A 19058-nucleotide genomic window follows, 5' to 3' on the forward strand; every position below is an offset into this window, starting at 1 on the left:
TAATGCAACAAGTTGCATAGTTTGGGTATTTATAATCGAGATTTGATTTTTATGCAACATGTTGCATAATGACTTTATATTCATTTTATTGACCTAATATTACACAATGTCATTAGCCCATGTTTTATTGACCAGTCTGATCGAAAAACCAAGCACAGGTTTTGAGTTGGCTCGACGCTTTGACCGATCCATGGGATTCTTTTGGAATGCGACCCATCAGCAAATATACCGTGAACTCAACGGCATGCAAAAAAAAGGCTGGATTTCGACTTTAGAAGATCAGGCGGATCAAGGTCGTAAAAAAACCTATCAGGTTGAACAACTTGGGCGTGTCGAGTTGGCTGACTGGATGGTTAAGCAAGGACAGCCTGCTCAACTTCGTGAAGAGCTTATGGTACGCTTACGTGCTGAAGCACAATTTGGTGGAAATACTGTTTTACCTGAATTAGAACGTCATTTAAAATTGCATCAAGAAAATTTAAAACTCTATCTTCAAATTTTTTCCAAAGATTTTGAACACACAGAGACACTTGATCGTACTTTATATATCCACAAAATGATTTTACAATTGGGAATAGACTTGGAAACTGGCTGGATCAACTGGCTCAATGAAGTGATTCCACGACTAAAAGCATTTGAGAATAAAGACAATCCGTAGGAATATGCATGCCACACTATACAATGCCTGATGGCGAGAAATTATTTGTCCGTGAAATTGGTCAAGGCGAGCCTGTAGTTGTTTTGTCTGGTTTAGGCATGCATAGCTGGCAGTGGTTACCTTTTTTATTACCCAACATTAAACAATACAAATTTTATATCCCCGACTGGCGTGGTTTTGGTGGCTCGAAGACGTGTAATATTCCACAAGATATAGATGCAATATCAAATCACTGGCGTGACCTTGACAGCTTAATTGATCAACTGAATTTAGATAATTTTATTCTCATGGGTTATTCCATGGGCGCAACCACAGCCATGCATGGTATGCAGTATGGAAATTTGGCTGGCAAATTAAAAGCTTATTTACATATCGATCAAACCCCTAAAATTCCAACAGACGATACTTGGGAATTTGGTTTATTTGGCAAAAAATATTTTAAAATAAAGCGCTTACTCAAAGATTTTTCTGACTTTTTACATCAGTATTCTCAGTATCGTTTTGTCGATGAATTGCCGATTGAGCCAAGAACAGAACTGATTCAAATTTGGTTGAATTTCATTAAAATTCAAGGCAGTAATAAATTAAGTCCATTTATGTTTAATTTAGCCTTAAAACATCCACAACTCCAAAAACACTTATTGCCTATCCGTCGCATGGACTATTTAACGTGGTATATCGACAATTATCTCAATCATAATGAAGATTATCGTGATGCCATTGCTCAATTGGCTTGCCCTACGACCTTCTTTATTGGTGAAAAGTCTTCACTGTATCCAGCTGAAGGACAAATGCAAGTTTCCAATAGTTTGATCAATGCTAAAAATATTATATTTAAACGCTCCGGACATACTCCTCTTATCACTGAACCTGTCAAGTTTAGTCAAGAAATTCGCTCTTTTCTAAAACAGTCTGCATAAGCGATATTTATAAAAAATCCTCGTTTAAAGCCAATTAAACGAGGATTTTAAAACTCAGTCTTTAAAAATTATACATTGCCACTGCATTAAAACGATTATCTTCTCCTGTATCTTGTCCATTTGCACCAGCAGCAAAAGCTTGACGCTCACCATAGACATATTCCAATCCAAAGCTTAATGGTTTTTTCGGGCTATAAAATACATTTGCCCAAGCCTGCCATACATGCTTATTGGCTTTTGTAGGATCACTCAAATATTGGATATATTTCTGATTTTCATCAGCTTTCATATAACCATAGCCCAAAGTCGAACGCCATTGTGGATTAAACTGTTGAGTCACACCCAAAGTGATAGAGTCAAATTCATTCAATGCCATGATTTTTTTGTTGGCATCCATAGAAAACCCAGCATTGGTCCATGACACTAAACTAGAGTCTCCTTTCACATGATAATAATCTGCTTTTAGTGTAGTTTTTGTACTCAGTTCATATTTTGCCCCGACACCCACACCCCATGCCAATTCATCATCGGTTGTAGTACGCTTTTGACTCATCATTGCCCTTAAACTCATAGTCCCCGCACGATCTGCAAAGCTATGATTCAGGCGTGTAGAAAATACTGGCAAGCGCATACTGGATAGTGCATCTTTTGAATCCTCCACAGCACTGACAAGTTGAGTTTCTGCATTAAATTTATGCGTATAACGGACTTGTGCATCACGCTTTACTGCCCCGCCAACATAGCCCAAAGCATCAATCGTTTCTGGCATATAATCTGGAACTGCGAAATTTGACCAAGTTTGACCAACCAACCATGAACCATAATTAAAATAGGCATGTCGAATCCTCAATGCATCATTTGCTCCCAAGAAATCAACTTCTATTTTCGCATTTATATCCTGATCTGCGGTTTTAAAATCTAAGCCTATGCGCGTTGCTGCTAGGGTTGATTTTAGTACATCACTACTTTCGTTATTACCTTTCAGTGGAACGGTATTGATTTGATTATAAAGCCGCTCAGCACTTCCGCCTTCTGACTGATATAACAAGTCTGCACGGACATTGCCGTATAGACTCATTTCAGCGCCTGCTTTAGAACGTATTAACCAGGATGATGTTGATGAATTTGTCGCTGTTATCGGATTCGACTGTGGCTGATTTTGTATCAGTTGGACAGCTTGATTTTGCTGTTTCTGATGCTGCTCAAGCATTTCACGCAACTGTTTGACTTCACTCCTTAATTGTTCAACTTCTGAAAGTGAATCTGCATGAGCCATATTTAGACTAAACAAACCGATTGAAACTAAAACGACGTTGTAGTTAAATTTTTTCATTGTAGAAAGCATCCTATTCTCTACGATTGATTATTTTGAACCAGCCTTAATCTCCGTGATTCAGGCTGAAAAATCGATTAATTTGTAGTATTGCCAACAATATTTTGTTGCGGTGAAGTTGCTGAAAGCACTGTATTTTTTTCGACAGAAGCCTTTAAGTTGACTAAAAATATTGCAATTGCAGCAATCACACCTGGAATTGCAATCACAAGAAAATTCATTTGATGAGGAAGTTCAAACGTGAGCAGTGCGCCAGTGAGGACTGGACCTACAATTGCACCGATACGTCCAATACCCGATGCCCATCCCATACCTGTGGAACGAACAGCCGCAGGATAAAATTGAGCAACAAAGGTATAAAGTAAGATTTGCGAGCCGATTGTTGCTGCACCTGCTATCGCAATAAGTGTATAAAGTACAGCCTGTGGGCTTTTAAAACCGAGCAAAATGAGTGCCATAGCACCAACAGCAAACATGATGGTTAATACAGGTTTAATATGAAATTTATCTGCCAATGCACCACCACCAATTGCACCGACCATTCCGCCAATATTCAGTGCAAATAAGAAAATCATACTTGCACCCAATGAATAACCTGCCTGAATCATCAGCTTTGGTAACCAACTGCCCAATGCATAAACCATCAATAAACACATGAAAAATGCAATCCAAAACATGAAGGTGCTAAAAGTACGTCCTTGTTGAAATAGCGCACGTAATGGTGCTTGATCCTCAGCAGTGACTTCATTCAGCACAAACTGAGTGGATGCTGTTAAATCTTGTTGCGGGGCAATTTTTTGCACAATCTCACGGACTTGGTCATTTTTTTCTTGTTGAGTCAAATACATCAAAGACTCAGGTAAAAATTTCCAAATCAAAGGGAGCGCTAAAAAAGGAATGATGGCGATGTAGAACATAATTTTCCAGCCATAATCAACCACCAACCACGCTCCCAATAATGCTGAAGCCATGCCACCAATCGCATATCCACTAAACATCACTGCAACCAATGTGCTGCGAATACGTTTAGGTGCATATTCAGTCATCAATGCCACCACATTTGGCATCACACCACCGATTCCAAGACCTGCTAAGAATCGTAAAATCCCAAATTCAATTGGTGTTGATGCAAAAGCACCTAAAAAAGTAAATCCACTGAAAATCGCCACACAAATCATAATGGTTTTTTTACGACCTAATTTATCCGACAAAGTCCCAAAACTCATCGCACCAAACATCATGCCAAATAGTGCTGTACTGGCAAGCATTCCCGCTTGAACAGCGGTAAGCCCCCACTCTTGCATCAACAATGGTAAAGCTACGCCATAAATGACTAAATCATAACCATCAAAAATAATGATAGATAAACACCACAATAAAACTCCCCAATGGAATGGAGTAAATTTTGCGTCATCGACAATCCGATTGATATTTAATTGCATATTCAGCCTCCTGCTGAGAAACGTCATCTAAGTTTTCTCAGACAATGGCGTAAGCGCTATTTTTTGTCCAAAACCGATTACATATATATCCATACCTAAAAAGTCGGTTTAATGTTTTTATTTGAATAAACAATAGATTAAAAAGCTTGAATAAAATAATTCAGCCTTATATTTTTGCTCATTTATTTTTTATTTGAACTTTTAAATGGCTGTTTTTAGATTTATTAAGCAAAGCAAAAAGCTTATTGTGTACTTTTAATATGTTACTTTTCACATAATATATAAACCATTATTCATTTTTTAATTGCTTAGCGATTAATATTCTCGATTTGTATATTTTAGAATAACGATTGCCTTATTCAAAAATAATGAAGACAAAATAATATGAGAGTCCCTTCTCCCAGTGAGAGAAGGCTTGCATGAACAGATGATTTTAGGTGGAATGCCAATCCAAATGAGAATTATGCGAATAAGCCTGATGATTTGGTTAGGGTCTGTGGACAATTCGTCTATGTTTGCGACTAGGTGTGTTTTTTAGGCGATTCTAGGCGCGAAATACGAAATTTAGTCATTCTAAATAATGAGAAACACTGTTTCGCAAGGGAACGACGAAGTGCCAAAAAACACGCTAGTCCCGAAGGGTTGTGGCTAAAATTATCTCAGACTACGTTATGAAACTTAAAAATAGTCTCGCTATTCTCTTCATTTCCTTGCGGAGTATACTCCTCATGCCTGCTCAATTTTAACCAACAACGCAAGCCATTTATGAAATGTCCACAGCCCCTAAATATTTTTAATTTAATCCATTATGCTAAAACTCGCACGGTCATATTGAAACCCTTCCAAATCATAAACTTGATAAATACAATCAAACAAAGATCGAATATCTTCGCTTTCATCCATACAACGAATCGCCATAAAGATAGGACTTTTTGCAGAGCTGTCCAACATGGGGATATAGATTAGATTCGGCAATTGAATGGTTTTTGCACTTTCAGGTACAACACATACGCCTTCTCCTGCTGCAACTAGACCCAAAGCCAATTGAATCTCACGGACCTCCTTGAGATTTTTAGGATCTAGACCATGTTCAGAGAAAAGATGACGAACCTGTGTTGAAAAGTTGGGCTTCGGATGGCTTGGGTATAGAAATAGATTCTCATCTTCAATATCTGCAAAATAAGTTCCTTTTGAATCAGCCAAAGGATGGCTAATATGAACAGCCAACATTAATGGTTCTTCTCGTAATAAAACTCGTCGAACTGCGGGATCAGAAATCCTAAGACGCCCAAATCCAACATCAATACGCCCCTCTTTTAGCGCTTGAATTTGATCTTTGGTACTCATTTCAACCAATTCAATTTTTAAATGAGGTTGCTGTTGTCGAAACATATAAACAATTTTAGGGAGCAAACCGTACAAAAGTGAGCCAACAAAACCCATGGTGACTGTTTTTTCGATCAAACCAATCCGTTTGGTCATCGACTTGACTTCTTCTGCATTAGACAAAAGTTTAACGGCGTGTTGATAAAAAAATTGCCCCGCTTCAGTGGTTTTTAATGGACGGCTTCCTCGTTCAAAAAGTGAGATACCCAATTCACTTTCAAGATTTTGAATCTGTCTGCTCAACGGGGGTTGAGCAATATAAAGCTTTTCAGCCGCTTTGGTAAAACTCTGTTCTTCTACAACAGCAACAAAATAGCGTAAATGCCTGAGTTCCATCTCAAACTCCATACCTTTAAGATATAAAAAAATGCAAATTTGATCTTAGACAGCGATCATTCATTCTTTTAAGGTATATCAAAAGCAAGATGCAAAGCAAGACTGAAAATTTAAGTGATTCAAAGCCAACCCAAGAATGACATTCTGTTAGCCAAATGAATTTACAAACCAGTCTAAGCTAGAAGTCTTGTTGCCAACAACATGGAAAGTGGGCAGCAAAGTTGCAAGCAAATTTTATTCAGCATGTGATGCCAAACCACTCATACTTAAGGAGCTTAGTATGAATCGTCAAGAAATCGATGCTTTAGTCAAGCAAATGAATATTGATACAGCAACAGCTAATGTTAATCCTCGTATTCAACAAATTGTGGTTCGTTTAGTCGCTGATCTTTTTCAAGCCATCGATGATCTCGATATTTCCCAGACTGAACTATGGAAAGGACTAGAATATTTTACTGATGCAGGTCAAGCCAATGAGCTTGGACTATTGGCGGCAGGTTTAGGACTTGAGCATTTCTTAGATCTACGTGCTGATGAAGCCGATGCCAAAGCAGGCATTACGGGTGGAACACCACGTACTATCGAAGGTCCACTTTATGTTGCTGGCGCACCAGAATCAATCGGTTTCGCCCGTATGGATGATGGTTCTGAAGATGATCTGATTGATACCTTATTGATTGAAGGTACAGTTACAGATCACCACGGCAACCTCATTCCCAATGCTAAAGTAGAAATTTGGCATGCCAATCGCTTAGGTTCGTATTCTTTTTTTGACAAATCTCAAGCTGATTTTAACTTACGTCGCACCATTTTGACCGATGCCAATGGCAAATACGTCGCTCAAACGACTATGCCTGTAGGTTATGGATGCCCACCTCAAGGGACAACTCAGGCACTTTTAAATCACTTGGGTCGTCATGGTAATCGTCCATCACATGTGCATTATTTTGTCTCAGCACCAGGTTATGGAAAACTGACCACCCAATTCAATATTGAAGGTGATCAATACCTTTGGGATGACTTTGCTTTTGCTACACGTGAAGGTCTGGTGGCTACTGCTGTAGACATCACTGATGAAGCAGAGATTGCCCGTTATGGTTTGAACAAAGCCTTTAAAAAGATTGAATTCAATATTCAACTGATTCAGACACAAGACCAAGCCCCATCGACTGAAGTCATTCGTCGACGCGCAAGCGCTTAATCATACGTATAGAACCGAGTGCTTTTAATCCCAACATTTCGGTTCGTAATCTTATTTGGAAAGCCGGAGAAATAACATGCCACGTATTCCAGTGATAAACACCAGCCATCTTGACCGTATTGATGAGCTTTTGGTTGATAACTTTGAAACAGGTGAATTTAAACTTCATCGCTCAGTATTTACAGATCAAAGTCTATTTGATCTTGAAATGAAATATATTTTTGAAGGTAATTGGGTGTATTTGGCACATGAAAGTCAAATCCCCAACAATAATGATTACTACACCACCCATATTGGTCGCCAACCTATCATCATTGCACGAAATCGCAATGGTGAATTAAATGCAATGATCAATGCATGTTCACATCGTGGCGCTCAGTTGTGCAGTCATAAGCGTGGCAATAAGGCAACCTATACTTGCCCTTTTCACGGTTGGACATTTAACAACTCAGGTAAATTACTCAAAGTGAAAGATCCAAGTGAAGCAGGTTATTCAGACTGCTTTAACCAAGAAGGGTCTCATGATCTAAAAAAAGTTGCGCGTTTTGAAAGTTATAAAGGTTTTCTTTTCGGAAGTTTAAACCCTGATGTACCTAGTTTGGTTTCATTCCTTGGTGAAACAACCAAAATCATTGACATGATTGTAGATCAGTCTGATCAAGGTTTAGAGGTCTTACGTGGCGCATCGACTTATACATACGATGGTAACTGGAAACTTACCGCTGAAAATGGTGCAGATGGTTATCATGTCTCTGCAGTACATTGGAACTATGCCGCAACCACCCAACAACGAAAAGAAAAACAACAGGAAAATGATAATGTTCGTGCCATGAGTGCAGGTGCATGGGGTAAGCAAGGCGGTGGCTCTTATGGTTTTGAGCATGGTCACATGCTGTTATGGACCCAATGGGCAAATCCTGAAGATCGTCCGAACTATCCAAAAGCCGCAGAATATACTGAAAAATTTGGCGCCCCCATGTCGAAATGGATGATCGAACGCTCTCGTAATTTATGTCTTTACCCAAATGTTTATTTTATGGATCAATTCGGATCACAAATACGTGTACTTCGCCCGATTTCAGTCAATAAAACTGAAGTCACGATTTACTGTATTGCCCCTGTAGGAGAAGCGCCAGAGGCACGTGCTCGTCGTATCCGCCAATATGAAGATTTCTTTAATGCATCGGGTATGGCGACTCCTGACGACCTCGAAGAGTTCCGTGCCTGCCAAGCAGGTTATGCGGGTATTGAACTGGAATGGAATGATATGTGTCGAGGTTCAAAGCATTGGATCCAAGGTCCAGACGATGCTGCCAATGAAATCGGTTTAAAACCAAAACTCAGTGGCATTAAAACAGAAGACGAAGGTTTATATCTTGCACAACATCAATACTGGTTAGAGGTGATGAAACATGCTATCCAATCAGAAAAACAACTTGCTCAAAAAGAAGTGAACACGCAAGGAGAAGTCGCATGAATGCAACAGCACCTATTGAACAAGTGTCTTTAGAAAATATTGCTCAATTTCTCTACCGTGAAGCCCGCTTTTTAGATGATGAACAATGGGACCAATGGTTAGCATGTTATGCACCCACTGCATCTTTTTGGATGCCTGCTTGGGATGATGATGATCGCCTTACAGAAGACCCGCAATCAGAAATTTCATTGATTTACTATCCAGATCGTCAAGGGTTGGAAGACCGTGTTTTCCGTATCAAAACCGAACGTTCTTCAGCAACAATGCCCGATACACGTACCAGTCACAACATCAATAATATTGAAGTGGTTGCTACTGATGGACTTAAAGTCACGGTTCGTTTTAATTGGAACACATTAAGTTTCCGCTACAAAACCAGTTATAGCTACTTTGGAATGTCACGCTACGAAATCGACTTTTCAGGTCCTCAACCCCAGATTTTAAATAAATATGTGGTGTTGAAAAATGACTACATCAATCAAGTGATTGATATATATCACCTCTAATTGTGTTGACACCATAAGCTGATATTCGCTCTAGCTCAAGCATATTTGGGCTAACAGCAATCTAATGTTTAAAGATTTTTATAGGACCACCAGCCATGTCAAACCACAATGTTGCACTTCAATTTGAAGATGGCGTAACTCGTTTTATATCTGTTGCACAAGGTGAAACTTTATCTGATGCAGCGTACCGTCAAAAAATTAATATTCCTTTAGACTGTCGTGATGGTGCATGTGGAACCTGTCGTGCTTTTTGTGAATCAGGTACTTTTGATATGCCTGAAGAAAGCTATATTGAAGATGCGTTAACAGCTGAAGAAGCTGAGCAAGGCTATATTTTAGCTTGTCAATGTAGACCCAATTCGGATGCTGTTTTTCAAATTCAAGCCTCTTCTGAAGTATGCAAAACTGAAATTCATGCCTTTCAAGGTACGCTGTCACGAGTAGAAAACCTGTCCGATTCAACCATTACATTTGATATTCAATTGGATGAAGGTCAGCCTGATATCCATTTCCTTGCAGGACAATATGTCAACGTTGCCATCCCAGGAACCAATGAAACACGCTCCTACTCTTTTAGCTCTAAACCGGGACAACGTTTAACAGGCTTTGTGGTTCGTAATGTTCCCAATGGAAAAATGAGTGATTTTTTAAGTGTCAATGCCAAAGCTGGCGATAAAATGACGTTTACAGGTCCGTTTGGAAGTTTTTACCTTCGCAATGTAGTACGCCCAGTACTTATGCTCGCTGGCGGTACGGGGATTGCTCCTTTTATATCCATGTTGCAGGTACTGGAAGAAAAAGGTTCAACACAGCCTGTACGTTTGGTTTTTGGTGTCACCAATGACTTTGATCTTGTGGCATTAGATAAGCTCAATGAACTCCAAAATAAGTTACCGTGGTTTGAATTTCGAACAGTCGTTGCCCATCCAGAATCGACACATGAACGTAAAGGTTATGTGACGGGTCATATTGAAAATGACTGGTTAAATCAAGGTGATGTCGACGTTTATCTCTGTGGTCCTGTACCTATGGTTGAAGCTGTTCGTACATGGTTAGATCAAGAAGGTATTCAACCTGCAAATTTCTTATTTGAAAAATTCTCAGCCAATTAAATTTGTCTGATTTTGGAGCTGAGCAAATGTCAAATAGACAAAGATTTGAAAATAAAGTGGTGATTGTTACCGGTGCCGCTCAAGGTATTGGACGTGGTGTAGCATTACAAATGGCTGCCGAAGGTGCGCAAGTGGTTATGGCAGATCGCTCGGCTTATGTCGAAGAAGTACTGGCAGAAATCATACAGTTTGGGGGTAAAGGTGTCACGATTCTAGCAGATTTAGAAACCTTTGCAGGTGCTGAATCCGTCATCAGCAAAGCGATTACATGCTACGGACGAGTCGACATTTTGGTCAATAATGTCGGTGGTGCAATCTGGATGAAACCTTTTCAGGAATTTTCTGAAGCGGAAATTATCAAAGAAGTGAATCGTTCATTGTTTCCGACTTTATGGTGTTGTCGTGCAGTTTTACCTGAGATGATCAAAAATCAACATGGCACGATCGTCAATGTTTCTTCGATCGCCACTTGTGGTATCAATCGTGTACCCTATTCTGCATCCAAAGGTGGTGTCAATGGTTTAACGACTGGACTCGCCTTTGAACATGCCAAAGATGGAATACGCGTCAATGCTGTGGCGACTGGAGGAACAGAAGCGCCACCTCGTAAAGTACCACGCAATAGCGCAGCATTGACTGAAAACGAACAAAAATGGATGCAGGATGTCGTTGAGCAAACCATAGATCGGACGTTTATGGGACGATATGGCACGATCCAAGAACAGGTTAATGCCATTTTATTTTTGGCATCAGATGAATCTTCATATATGACTGGTACGATTGTTCCTGTCGGTGGTGGTGATCAGGGATAAACTGATCGCCCATTTTATGCAACAGGAACATTGAATTCATCGCATGGAGGCTTTGCCCAATGGCAACCCTGTTAAAAACACTTAAGCAAGATTGGTCAATTTCCGCAACGGTCGCTGGGTTCTTAGCTGTACTGATTTCTTATGCGGGACCCATGATTATCTTTTTTCAAGCCGCCCAACAAGCCAACGTTTCTTCTTCCATGATGGCATCATGGATTTGGGGTAGTTCGATTGGCGCGGCGATTGCGGGTATTATTTTATCCATTAAGTTTAAAACCCCAATTATTACAGCATGGTCTGCGCCTGGAACAGCATTGCTTGTGGCATTGTTCCCGCATATTTCATTAAATGAAGTCGTTGCTGCTTATATCACATCGGCAGTGATTATTTTTTTGATCGGCATCACTGGCTCCTTTGATAAACTTTTAAAATGGATTCCTCAAGGACTGGCGGCTGGTATGATGGCTGGCATTCTTTTTCAGTTTGGTCTGGGACTTTTTAAAGCCACGGATCACATGCCTTATCTTGTCTTTGGTATGCTGATTTGTTTTTTATTGGCAAAACGGTATTCTCCCCGTTATGCCATTATCTGGGTACTGATTGCAGGTGTTGTACTGAGTTTCAGTCTAGGACAAATCCAACCTGTTGCAATGGATTTTTCTCTTGCGATTCCACATATGATTTACCCTGAATGGACATGGTCTTCTACACTAAACCTTGCGATTCCACTCACCATTGTCAGCTTAACTGGGCAGTTTTTACCCGGTATGGCTATTTTAAAACTGAGTGGTTATCAAACTCCTGCAAAACCTATTTTAACTGTCGCAAGCATCACCTCGATTGTAGTTGCATTCACAGGTGGAATCACCATTGTACTTGCTGCAATTACAGCTGCACTGTGTACAGGTAAAGATGCTCATGAGCTTAAAGAAAAACGCTATATTGCAGGTATCGCCAATGGTATTTTTTATATTCTGGGCGGTTTATTTGCAGGTAGCCTAGTCATGCTCTTTAGTATTTTACCGAAAGAACTGATTGCAGCACTTGCGGGATTGGCATTGTTAGGGGCAATTGCAACCAATATGAGTGTTGCTATGAAAGATGATTCTCAGCGAGATGCCGCCTTAATTACATTTCTCGCTACGGTTTCTGGAATGCACTTTTTAGGGTTTAGTTCGGTTTTTTGGGGTATTTGTATTGGAATGATCAGTCATTTACTGTTAACGCCTAAGCAGTCAAAAGTTCAGACTCCAATGCCAGTTCAGGATTCTACACCGAGTCAGTAAAGTAAAAATTCATTTAACCTTGTTATAAAGCCTCATTGATTAGATGGGGTTTTTATATTATTTTTTAAATAAAATATTGTTGTGGACTCTATGTATTGAGTTATTCATTGCTTTTTTTATTTTATCGCAATATTTAAAAAAAATCATAACATTAAAAAATTAACACGCTGCTAAAGTCTTTTTATTAAATTTTTTCCTATATTCTATAAAATTTTCTTTTAAACCTATTTGCACCTCTTTTCCATTTAAATAATTTCCGTATTTTATTTGATCTGATTTAATTTTAGCATCATCATCTAAAAAAATAGAAGCAAATTCTTGTTGTGAACTTCTCAACATTACTCCTTTTTTAAAATAAACTATACTTTCATATCCTCCAAAATTAGATTCATTATCTAACCTTGAAACAATTACACATTGCGCAACATTAATTCTATAAATATGTGCATACATAGTTAATACCATACCGTTATCATAATTTGCTGGAATATTTAATGATTGTACTACTTTATACTTTTTACTGATTTCTTCACCAGTAAGTAAATTATCTTTTGCTTTGACATTTATAGTTATAAAAAACACTAAGGCTATGCAAATTCTTAGAATCATAATAAAGTCATCTTTTTAAAAAGTTATTTTTTTATAATTACTTATTCCTAATTACAAAAGCTGTAGCTTTAAAATACGCCAAGTCTTGCCATTCTGATATAATTAAAAATAATGATCGCCCTTTTTTCCCATGCCTCTCCCCATTACAAATCATAATTCGATGCTATTTGAGCTACCATAGTTAAAATTTCTATATTTTTTTAGTATCAGACTTGGAACCCAAATGCAATTTACCATCTTCCAAATGGGAGTAGGTAAACAGAAAAAATTTTAATTAATTAGAACACTTTCTTAAAGTATTTTTACTAATATTACTTATGTACCTACTAAATTCTTTTTTCAACTTAATCAGTGAATTTTCACTTTCAGGGTTTTCATAATTTACCTTATTTAATTTAATAGAACCCTCACCATTTAAAAATATATAGTTGTAATTTACATAGTATCCATATAAAACTTTTGAGTTATAAAAATATAAGATGGTTTCTGTACCATATACTCCAGAATCACCATCAATTTTTGAAACAAGAACACATTCATTCTTATTAGCTTTATATATACTTACCTTACCATCTAATATAGGACCTCCATTTTCAACCTCATAATCAACAATAAAGCTTTGTAATAATTTATACCTATTACCAATCTCGTAACCAGTATATTTAATATCATTTTTAGCCTGTACAGTGCAAACGCTAAATATAAAAATGATTACAAATAAAAATCTCATTGAACGCACCTCATCAGAATATAATATTTTTAAATCAACACATTTTAAAAATTAGGTTAACAAAATTTATATTTTATTTTTAGAAATATTCATCAATTCCCACTCAACAAAAAAAACCAAGTTTCATAAAATCAAATATAACCTTTCTTTTTTTCAAAAAAAAGAGCCAGATTCAACTGGAACTAATATCAATAATCCAAAATTTTAACTAACTTAAAAATACAATAATTTTTATCGCAGTGTTAACCACTCTTAAAATAAACTGCCAATATAACTTATCGCTCAATTTTATTTTTCAATTCATCCATTTTATCTTTTGCAATCCCTAAACCCATTTCATATGCTAACTCATAATATCTATATGCTTTCCTAATATCTTTTTCAACATCATTACCATCTTCATATAATGATGCTAAATTATAAGCAGCTCTAGGATCATTTTGTTGCAAAGCTTTCTCATACCAATATATTGATTTAGAAATAGATTTATCTACAACCTCACCTTTCGCATACATTACCGCAACATTAAACTGTGATGGAGAATAATTACTTTTTGCAGCTTTCAAAGAGTATTCGAAATATTTATTTTTATTAATCGAACCATTCCAACCATTTAAATAACAGTTCGCTACATTTGACTCTCCTAAATAATATCCTAAATCTGCAGACTTTTTAAAATAGTCACATGCTTGTTTTTTATCTGCAACCACAAAAGCACCATTAAAGTACATAAGCCCAATCGAGTTTATAGCTTCTGGAGTATTTTTCCCCATTGATTTTTTGTAAAACTTATAAGCAAGTTCATCATTTTTTTCTACTCCTTGCCCTCTATAATAAAGATTAGCAATATTATTTTCAGCTATTCCACTACCATTATCAGCCGATTTTTTATACCAATGAATAGCTTTTTTAATATCTTCATGTTGTCCTAAAAATCCATTTTCATACACAACTCCTAATAAATTTTGAGCGTTAGCGTCTTTATTCTCAGCATACTCCTGTATTTTTTGGAATAATTTTTTTTGTTTAATCTCATCACTACTTTCTACTATTTCTTTAAATTCCTGAATGTTAATAGCTGACTTAATACCTTGAACACCGCTCTCTCTTTTTGCCTCGCATCCAGTAATAGTAAAAAATGCAAATAAGCTTAATACATACAAAAATTTCATTTTTTCTCCAAGCTTAATTTAAAGGAATAACAAAAGTATAGCTAAGGTTGTGTTGTACATTAAAACCACCTCCAACACCAGTCTCAGCACCTACCATAGGCGTTGTCCCCTCATCAAATTTACCCTCGTATAACTTTTCTGGCGTTAGTCCTGCTCCAACAACTCCTGAGCCTCCTAGAAGAATATAAGCATTAGCATTTATACTATAACCAAACCCTTTCAAATCATCTAAACTTGTAGCTTCACTAATTAAATACCCACCTTCTATAGAAAGAGAAGGAGTACCTTGTACTGCTGAAACTCCTGGAGCAACGAATACTCCCCATTTCCCAGAAGGTGTCCTTGCAACGCCAACTTGTATGCTAGCCCCAGCACCAATAACAGCAGCAATTGCACCAGAAAAGTTTACATACATGAGTTGAGTACCCTTCGACTTTTCTTCAATTTTTAATATAACTTTTGAATTATTTTTAGAGACCTCAAACTTTTCTTTTATATACATCTTATATTTTTTGTGGTCGGCTAATTCTTGCCTTTTAGCATCTATTTCATCTTTTATGATAATAATTTGCCCTACTTTAATAGTATTAACATTAATACCATTATTTCTCGCTTTTATGTCTTCAATAGATACACCATGCTGCTTTGCAATAATAGCCAAATTTTCTCCAGATTTAACTGTATGCTTTATAATACTAGGATATAAATAAATATCCTTATCTAATATTTTATTTAGAACACGCGTTCTCCTTTCATAACTACCAGCTATTTCTTGTTTTGGAAATGTTTTTGTATTAATTATTATTGACGGGACATTTACTGTTATTGTTCTTTTTTCATCTTTACCCATTCTTTTATTATATGAAAAACAACCTATTTCTGTCCATGATTTATATGGCGTCGGGAATCCCATTACTTCAAAAATTAATTTTTCTATACCAACTAGCATTTCTCCTTTTCCTTTACCATTCCTTGTAATTGAGTCAACTAATATTCTTTTTGTATTTTTTTGTTCATTATTTAGAACCAAAATTCTATAACGTAAACCATCAACTGGATTTTTTGATCTATCATTAAAAAACACTTCAAACTTCATAAACTTAGCCTTCTATTTCATTATCTTATTGTTCTTGAAAATCTTCATCAATAATTAACCATTCATAGGTTGGATCATCAATGATAACTTGTAAATCTTCCTGTTTATTATCAATACTTGCAAAACGTTCGGTTCGACCATATTCGTCTAATGTCCCAGATTTATATATGTTCTCCCCTTTCAGCAATGCTCGGTAATGAACCTTTGAAAACTCATAATTTTTAAATAGATCAAAAGCATCAATACGATTTGTAAATAAGTAACTCTCTTTATTCATTGCTAAGCTACTAAAGCTTGGTAATATAGGCTGAATTTTAACCCCGCTTTGAAACATCTGTTGCCCAGACTTTACCTCAAACATTCGATCTGTTTCACATAAAATACCAGCACCGTTCAAGGTAATCCTTGAGGATTTGCCTGTAATCTGAACTTCTTTCGAGCTATTGATTTCAACACGATTTTCTGTCGAAGATATTGTGATCCCAAGTTTGGCAAATATATCTAGGGCATTTGCCTGTGCATGAATATTAAATTTTCCCTGTGCTGCGATAATGTTGATGCCATTCATCACTGAAAATAAACTTATTTTATTTTTGGCATGCACAATCCAGTTCTTTTGCGTACTAAAGTTAATGCTGTCACCAGCAATTTGATTGATTTGGGCATCCGCAGATAAATAGATATTTTCAGGTGTGCTCAAAGCAATACCATCTTGGGAACTCAGTAAAAGCACCGCTTGATTAAATTTGGCAATTTCTTGTTGGAGCTGTTGAGCAAATATTTTAAGTTGCTCAACTGATTCTATTTCATCGGTCTTTTGCTTCTTGGCGATATCACTGAGTGCTTTACTTTTGTTTTGACTGTCTTCAAGTTGTTTCTTGGCAGGCGTTGCATCAAGATGATCGCCTTTGGCATGTTCTTGTTGATAAGTCGATAGTAATAAGCCTTTCCCTGCACGTACTGCGCCCCATTGGTCCGTTCTTAATTCAAAACCTTCTCCGCGCCCTTCACTGGTCTCGGTTTCTTTTGGATGGCTTAAATTCCCAAGATTCAGTTGGCTTGTCGCATGACTGCTGTGTAACTGAGTGCTGATCTGGTTGGTGGTATCGTCAAAGCGCAGTTGATTAAACCCTTCAGATTTATATTCCTTAGTTTTGATCCCAGAAAGTTTTTTAGTATCAGGTAGCTTTCCTTGGTCATCAAACTTGGTCGGATAGCGATACCCTTCATGAATTCGTCCCAGTACAAATGGTCTATCAATGTCACCATCACTGAACGAGATCATGACGATCTCCCCGACCCTCGGTAAGAATCGTACTCCATAGCCTTCTCCTGCCCATGGCGTCAGTACATCCACCCAAGCCGAGTCAGTATCATTATCGTTCGCGCCTGCGCCACCATCATGTTGGTGGTCTTCGTGACGGGTAAACAAGAAATTTACCTTAATCTGACCTCGTTCATTGACATAGATTTCCTCCCCACTCGGTCCGACTACTCTCGCTCGCATTGGATATGTAGTAGGTCGATGTTTCAGCGGATTGTATTCAGGGACAACGGCTATATTGCGTCGTTGTAACAGCAACTGATTGGCTTGGCGTTCTTCGCTGCTGTTTGTGGTGATATGGGCAAGTTGCCATTGGCTTTGTTGGATGAGTGCTTCGACTTGGTGAGTTAAGTCTTTTGGTAAATTATTTTGGTGATAAAAGGTTTTGGATATAATCAGAAATTGTCGATCGGCAACATCTTTTAGATCTAGGTTTGGATGTTGGTTAAGCTCAAAGTAATAGCCAACCTGCGCATCTCTTACTGTCGATACGGCAATAAATTGTTTGGCTTGAGCGTCATAGTAATTGCTGAGGTTTTGGTTAAAACGTTCAACCTGATTGTTACCCGATGGCGTTACTCCATCTTCTCCATTCAAGTCTTGGGTCCATGCAGGACTAAACTGCCATACTTGTTCTAAACCTAAACTGGCATTGTCATAGTTTTCACTCTGCTGATACTTACTTAAAACATTGCCTGCGCCTTCTTCTATATCTAACATATCAGCTTGCCATCGTTGAATATGCACAGACGTCGGTTGCAGTGAACGCAATCCTGTCAATGCTGTGATGGTATCTTGCTGTTCGACAGCCGAACTTCGATGAAAACGGATAATGCGACGTTCTAAACTTTTATATTGAGTATTGTCATCAATTAAACGAAGCTTTTGAGGTTGGATTTGTTCATTAAAATAAGACACTTTAAGCTGTGTCTCATCAATTAAAGTCGTCACGCCTTCCGATGCTAGAAGCCTTTGAATAAGATCTATATCTCGTTCATTATTCTGCATAATGAAGGGTCGAATATCATAGTCTTTGGTTAGACCACTTTTATCCAAAGTCAAACTTGAAGCAAACAGTGGAGATCTTTCTCGCCATTCATTAAATATGACTTCTACTGCCTGTAAAGCAGACATATTCATAAATACTCGCGAGTTTCTTCGATACTTCCAAAGCGCAGTTGGGTCTTCTACAGAAAGGCGATAAATTGTCAACGCACCATCCGAGGAACCCAGCTCAGCTTTTGTCACAATTCCTGAAATGCGATGCAACTCAGATCGGTCATTGACCATATCAACGGCTACACGACACCCAATAAAGCTTTTTAAGGCGATGTTGTTTCGTGTAGATAAACAAATAAGTTGTAAATTCAAGCCATCATTGATGGTATGTGTCCCATCGATACGTTGCAAGAATACATGGGCAGCCAAATTGGGATTGCTAAATTGAATATGTAAAGCCCGTTTTTAATGTGGTTCCGTTAATTAGACCACTCAATTCAGTTTTATAAGTGATAAATCCGCTCTAAATATTTAAATTATGCTGCCATTACTTTTAGTAAATGTTGATCATAAAATTCATCCGGTGTTGCCTTATTCAAACTTGAATGAGGACGTATCATGTTATAAAAATCCAAATATTCAGCAATTGATTGTTTCGC

General features: G+C 37.6%; 17 protein-coding genes. 8 read left to right on the forward strand and 9 right to left on the reverse strand.

The annotated features are described in order from the left end of the window. Positions 1-106 precede the first annotated feature (106 nt). Positions 107-658, forward strand: a complete 552-nt coding sequence (locus tag F938_RS11140; protein WP_005031837.1) for a PadR family transcriptional regulator — start codon at positions 107-109, stop codon at positions 656-658. An 8-nt stretch (positions 659-666) separates the two neighbouring features. Continuing rightward, positions 667-1578, forward strand: a complete 912-nt coding sequence (locus tag F938_RS11145; protein WP_005031839.1) for an alpha/beta fold hydrolase — start codon at positions 667-669, stop codon at positions 1576-1578. A 61-nt stretch (positions 1579-1639) separates the two neighbouring features. On the opposite strand, the gene F938_RS11150 is transcribed toward F938_RS11145, so the two are convergent. From F938_RS11150 to F938_RS11160, 3 genes are all read right to left on the reverse strand, one after another. Continuing rightward, positions 1640-2911 carry a DcaP family trimeric outer membrane transporter gene (locus tag F938_RS11150; protein ID WP_010591548.1) on the reverse strand — a complete coding sequence of 424 codons (1272 nt, stop codon included), beginning with the start codon at positions 2909-2911 and terminating at the stop codon, positions 1640-1642. Positions 2912-2988: 77 nt separating this feature from the next. Next, positions 2989-4353, reverse strand: coding sequence for an MFS transporter (locus tag F938_RS11155; RefSeq protein WP_004830551.1), 1365 nt, complete (start codon positions 4351-4353; stop codon positions 2989-2991). Positions 4354-5151: 798 nt separating this feature from the next. Then, positions 5152-6075 (reverse strand): LysR family transcriptional regulator, encoded by a 924-nt coding sequence (locus tag F938_RS11160; RefSeq protein WP_004830550.1) that lies wholly within the window; start codon positions 6073-6075, stop codon positions 5152-5154. Positions 6076-6355: 280 nt separating this feature from the next. On the opposite strand from F938_RS11160, the gene catA reads away from it, so the two are divergent. The 6 genes from catA (at position 6356) to benE (ending at position 12469) form a co-directional block, all read left to right on the forward strand. Beyond that, positions 6356-7276, forward strand: a complete 921-nt coding sequence (gene catA, locus F938_RS11165; RefSeq protein ID WP_005031842.1) for a catechol 1,2-dioxygenase — start codon at positions 6356-6358, stop codon at positions 7274-7276. Positions 7277-7352: 76 nt separating this feature from the next. Then, positions 7353-8753 (forward strand): benzoate 1,2-dioxygenase large subunit, encoded by a 1401-nt coding sequence (gene benA / locus F938_RS11170; RefSeq protein WP_005031846.1) that lies wholly within the window; start codon positions 7353-7355, stop codon positions 8751-8753. Next, complete coding sequence (gene benB, locus F938_RS11175) at positions 8750-9259, forward strand: benzoate 1,2-dioxygenase small subunit (protein ID WP_004830546.1); 510 nt, start codon at positions 8750-8752, stop codon at positions 9257-9259. The genes benA and benB overlap by 4 nt, the downstream gene beginning before the upstream one ends. Before the next feature lie 95 nt (positions 9260-9354). Then, a complete protein-coding gene (benC, locus tag F938_RS11180; RefSeq protein WP_005031848.1) occupies positions 9355-10371 on the forward strand; it encodes a benzoate 1,2-dioxygenase electron transfer component BenC in 1017 nt (338 codons plus the stop codon). A gap of 26 nt (positions 10372-10397) precedes the next feature. Continuing rightward, positions 10398-11183, forward strand: a complete 786-nt coding sequence (locus F938_RS11185; protein WP_005031849.1) for a 1,6-dihydroxycyclohexa-2,4-diene-1-carboxylate dehydrogenase — start codon at positions 10398-10400, stop codon at positions 11181-11183. Positions 11184-11242: 59 nt separating this feature from the next. After that, positions 11243-12469 carry a benzoate/H(+) symporter BenE gene (gene benE / locus F938_RS11190; protein ID WP_005031852.1) on the forward strand — a complete coding sequence of 409 codons (1227 nt, stop codon included), beginning with the start codon at positions 11243-11245 and terminating at the stop codon, positions 12467-12469. Between the two features lie 159 nt (positions 12470-12628). Here the strand turns inward: benE and F938_RS11195 are convergent, their stop codons facing one another. The 6 genes from F938_RS11195 to F938_RS24705 form a co-directional block, all read right to left on the reverse strand. Further along, complete coding sequence (locus F938_RS11195) at positions 12629-13078, reverse strand: hypothetical protein (protein ID WP_005031854.1); 450 nt, start codon at positions 13076-13078, stop codon at positions 12629-12631. A gap of 274 nt (positions 13079-13352) precedes the next feature. Beyond that, positions 13353-13808, reverse strand: coding sequence for a hypothetical protein (locus F938_RS11200; RefSeq protein ID WP_005031856.1), 456 nt, complete (start codon positions 13806-13808; stop codon positions 13353-13355). 275 nt (positions 13809-14083) lie between these two features. Next, the gene (locus F938_RS11205) at positions 14084-14980 is read right to left on the reverse strand and encodes a tetratricopeptide repeat protein (RefSeq protein WP_005031859.1); all 897 of its coding nucleotides are present in this window, start codon (positions 14978-14980) and stop codon (positions 14084-14086) included. A 13-nt stretch (positions 14981-14993) separates the two neighbouring features. Further along, entirely contained in the window at positions 14994-16076 is a 1083-nt protein-coding gene (locus F938_RS11210; RefSeq protein WP_005031861.1) for a LysM peptidoglycan-binding domain-containing protein, read from the reverse strand. A gap of 25 nt (positions 16077-16101) precedes the next feature. Continuing rightward, positions 16102-18828, reverse strand: a complete 2727-nt coding sequence (locus F938_RS11215) for a type VI secretion system Vgr family protein (protein ID WP_005031863.1) — start codon at positions 18826-18828, stop codon at positions 16102-16104. Positions 18829-18935: 107 nt separating this feature from the next. Then, the coding region (locus tag F938_RS24705; protein WP_005031865.1) for an integrase core domain-containing protein at positions 18936-19058 on the reverse strand (123 nt) is incomplete at its 5' end.

This window comes from Acinetobacter bereziniae LMG 1003 = CIP 70.12 (assembly GCF_000368925.1).
Lineage (GTDB): Bacteria > Pseudomonadota > Gammaproteobacteria > Pseudomonadales > Moraxellaceae > Acinetobacter > Acinetobacter bereziniae.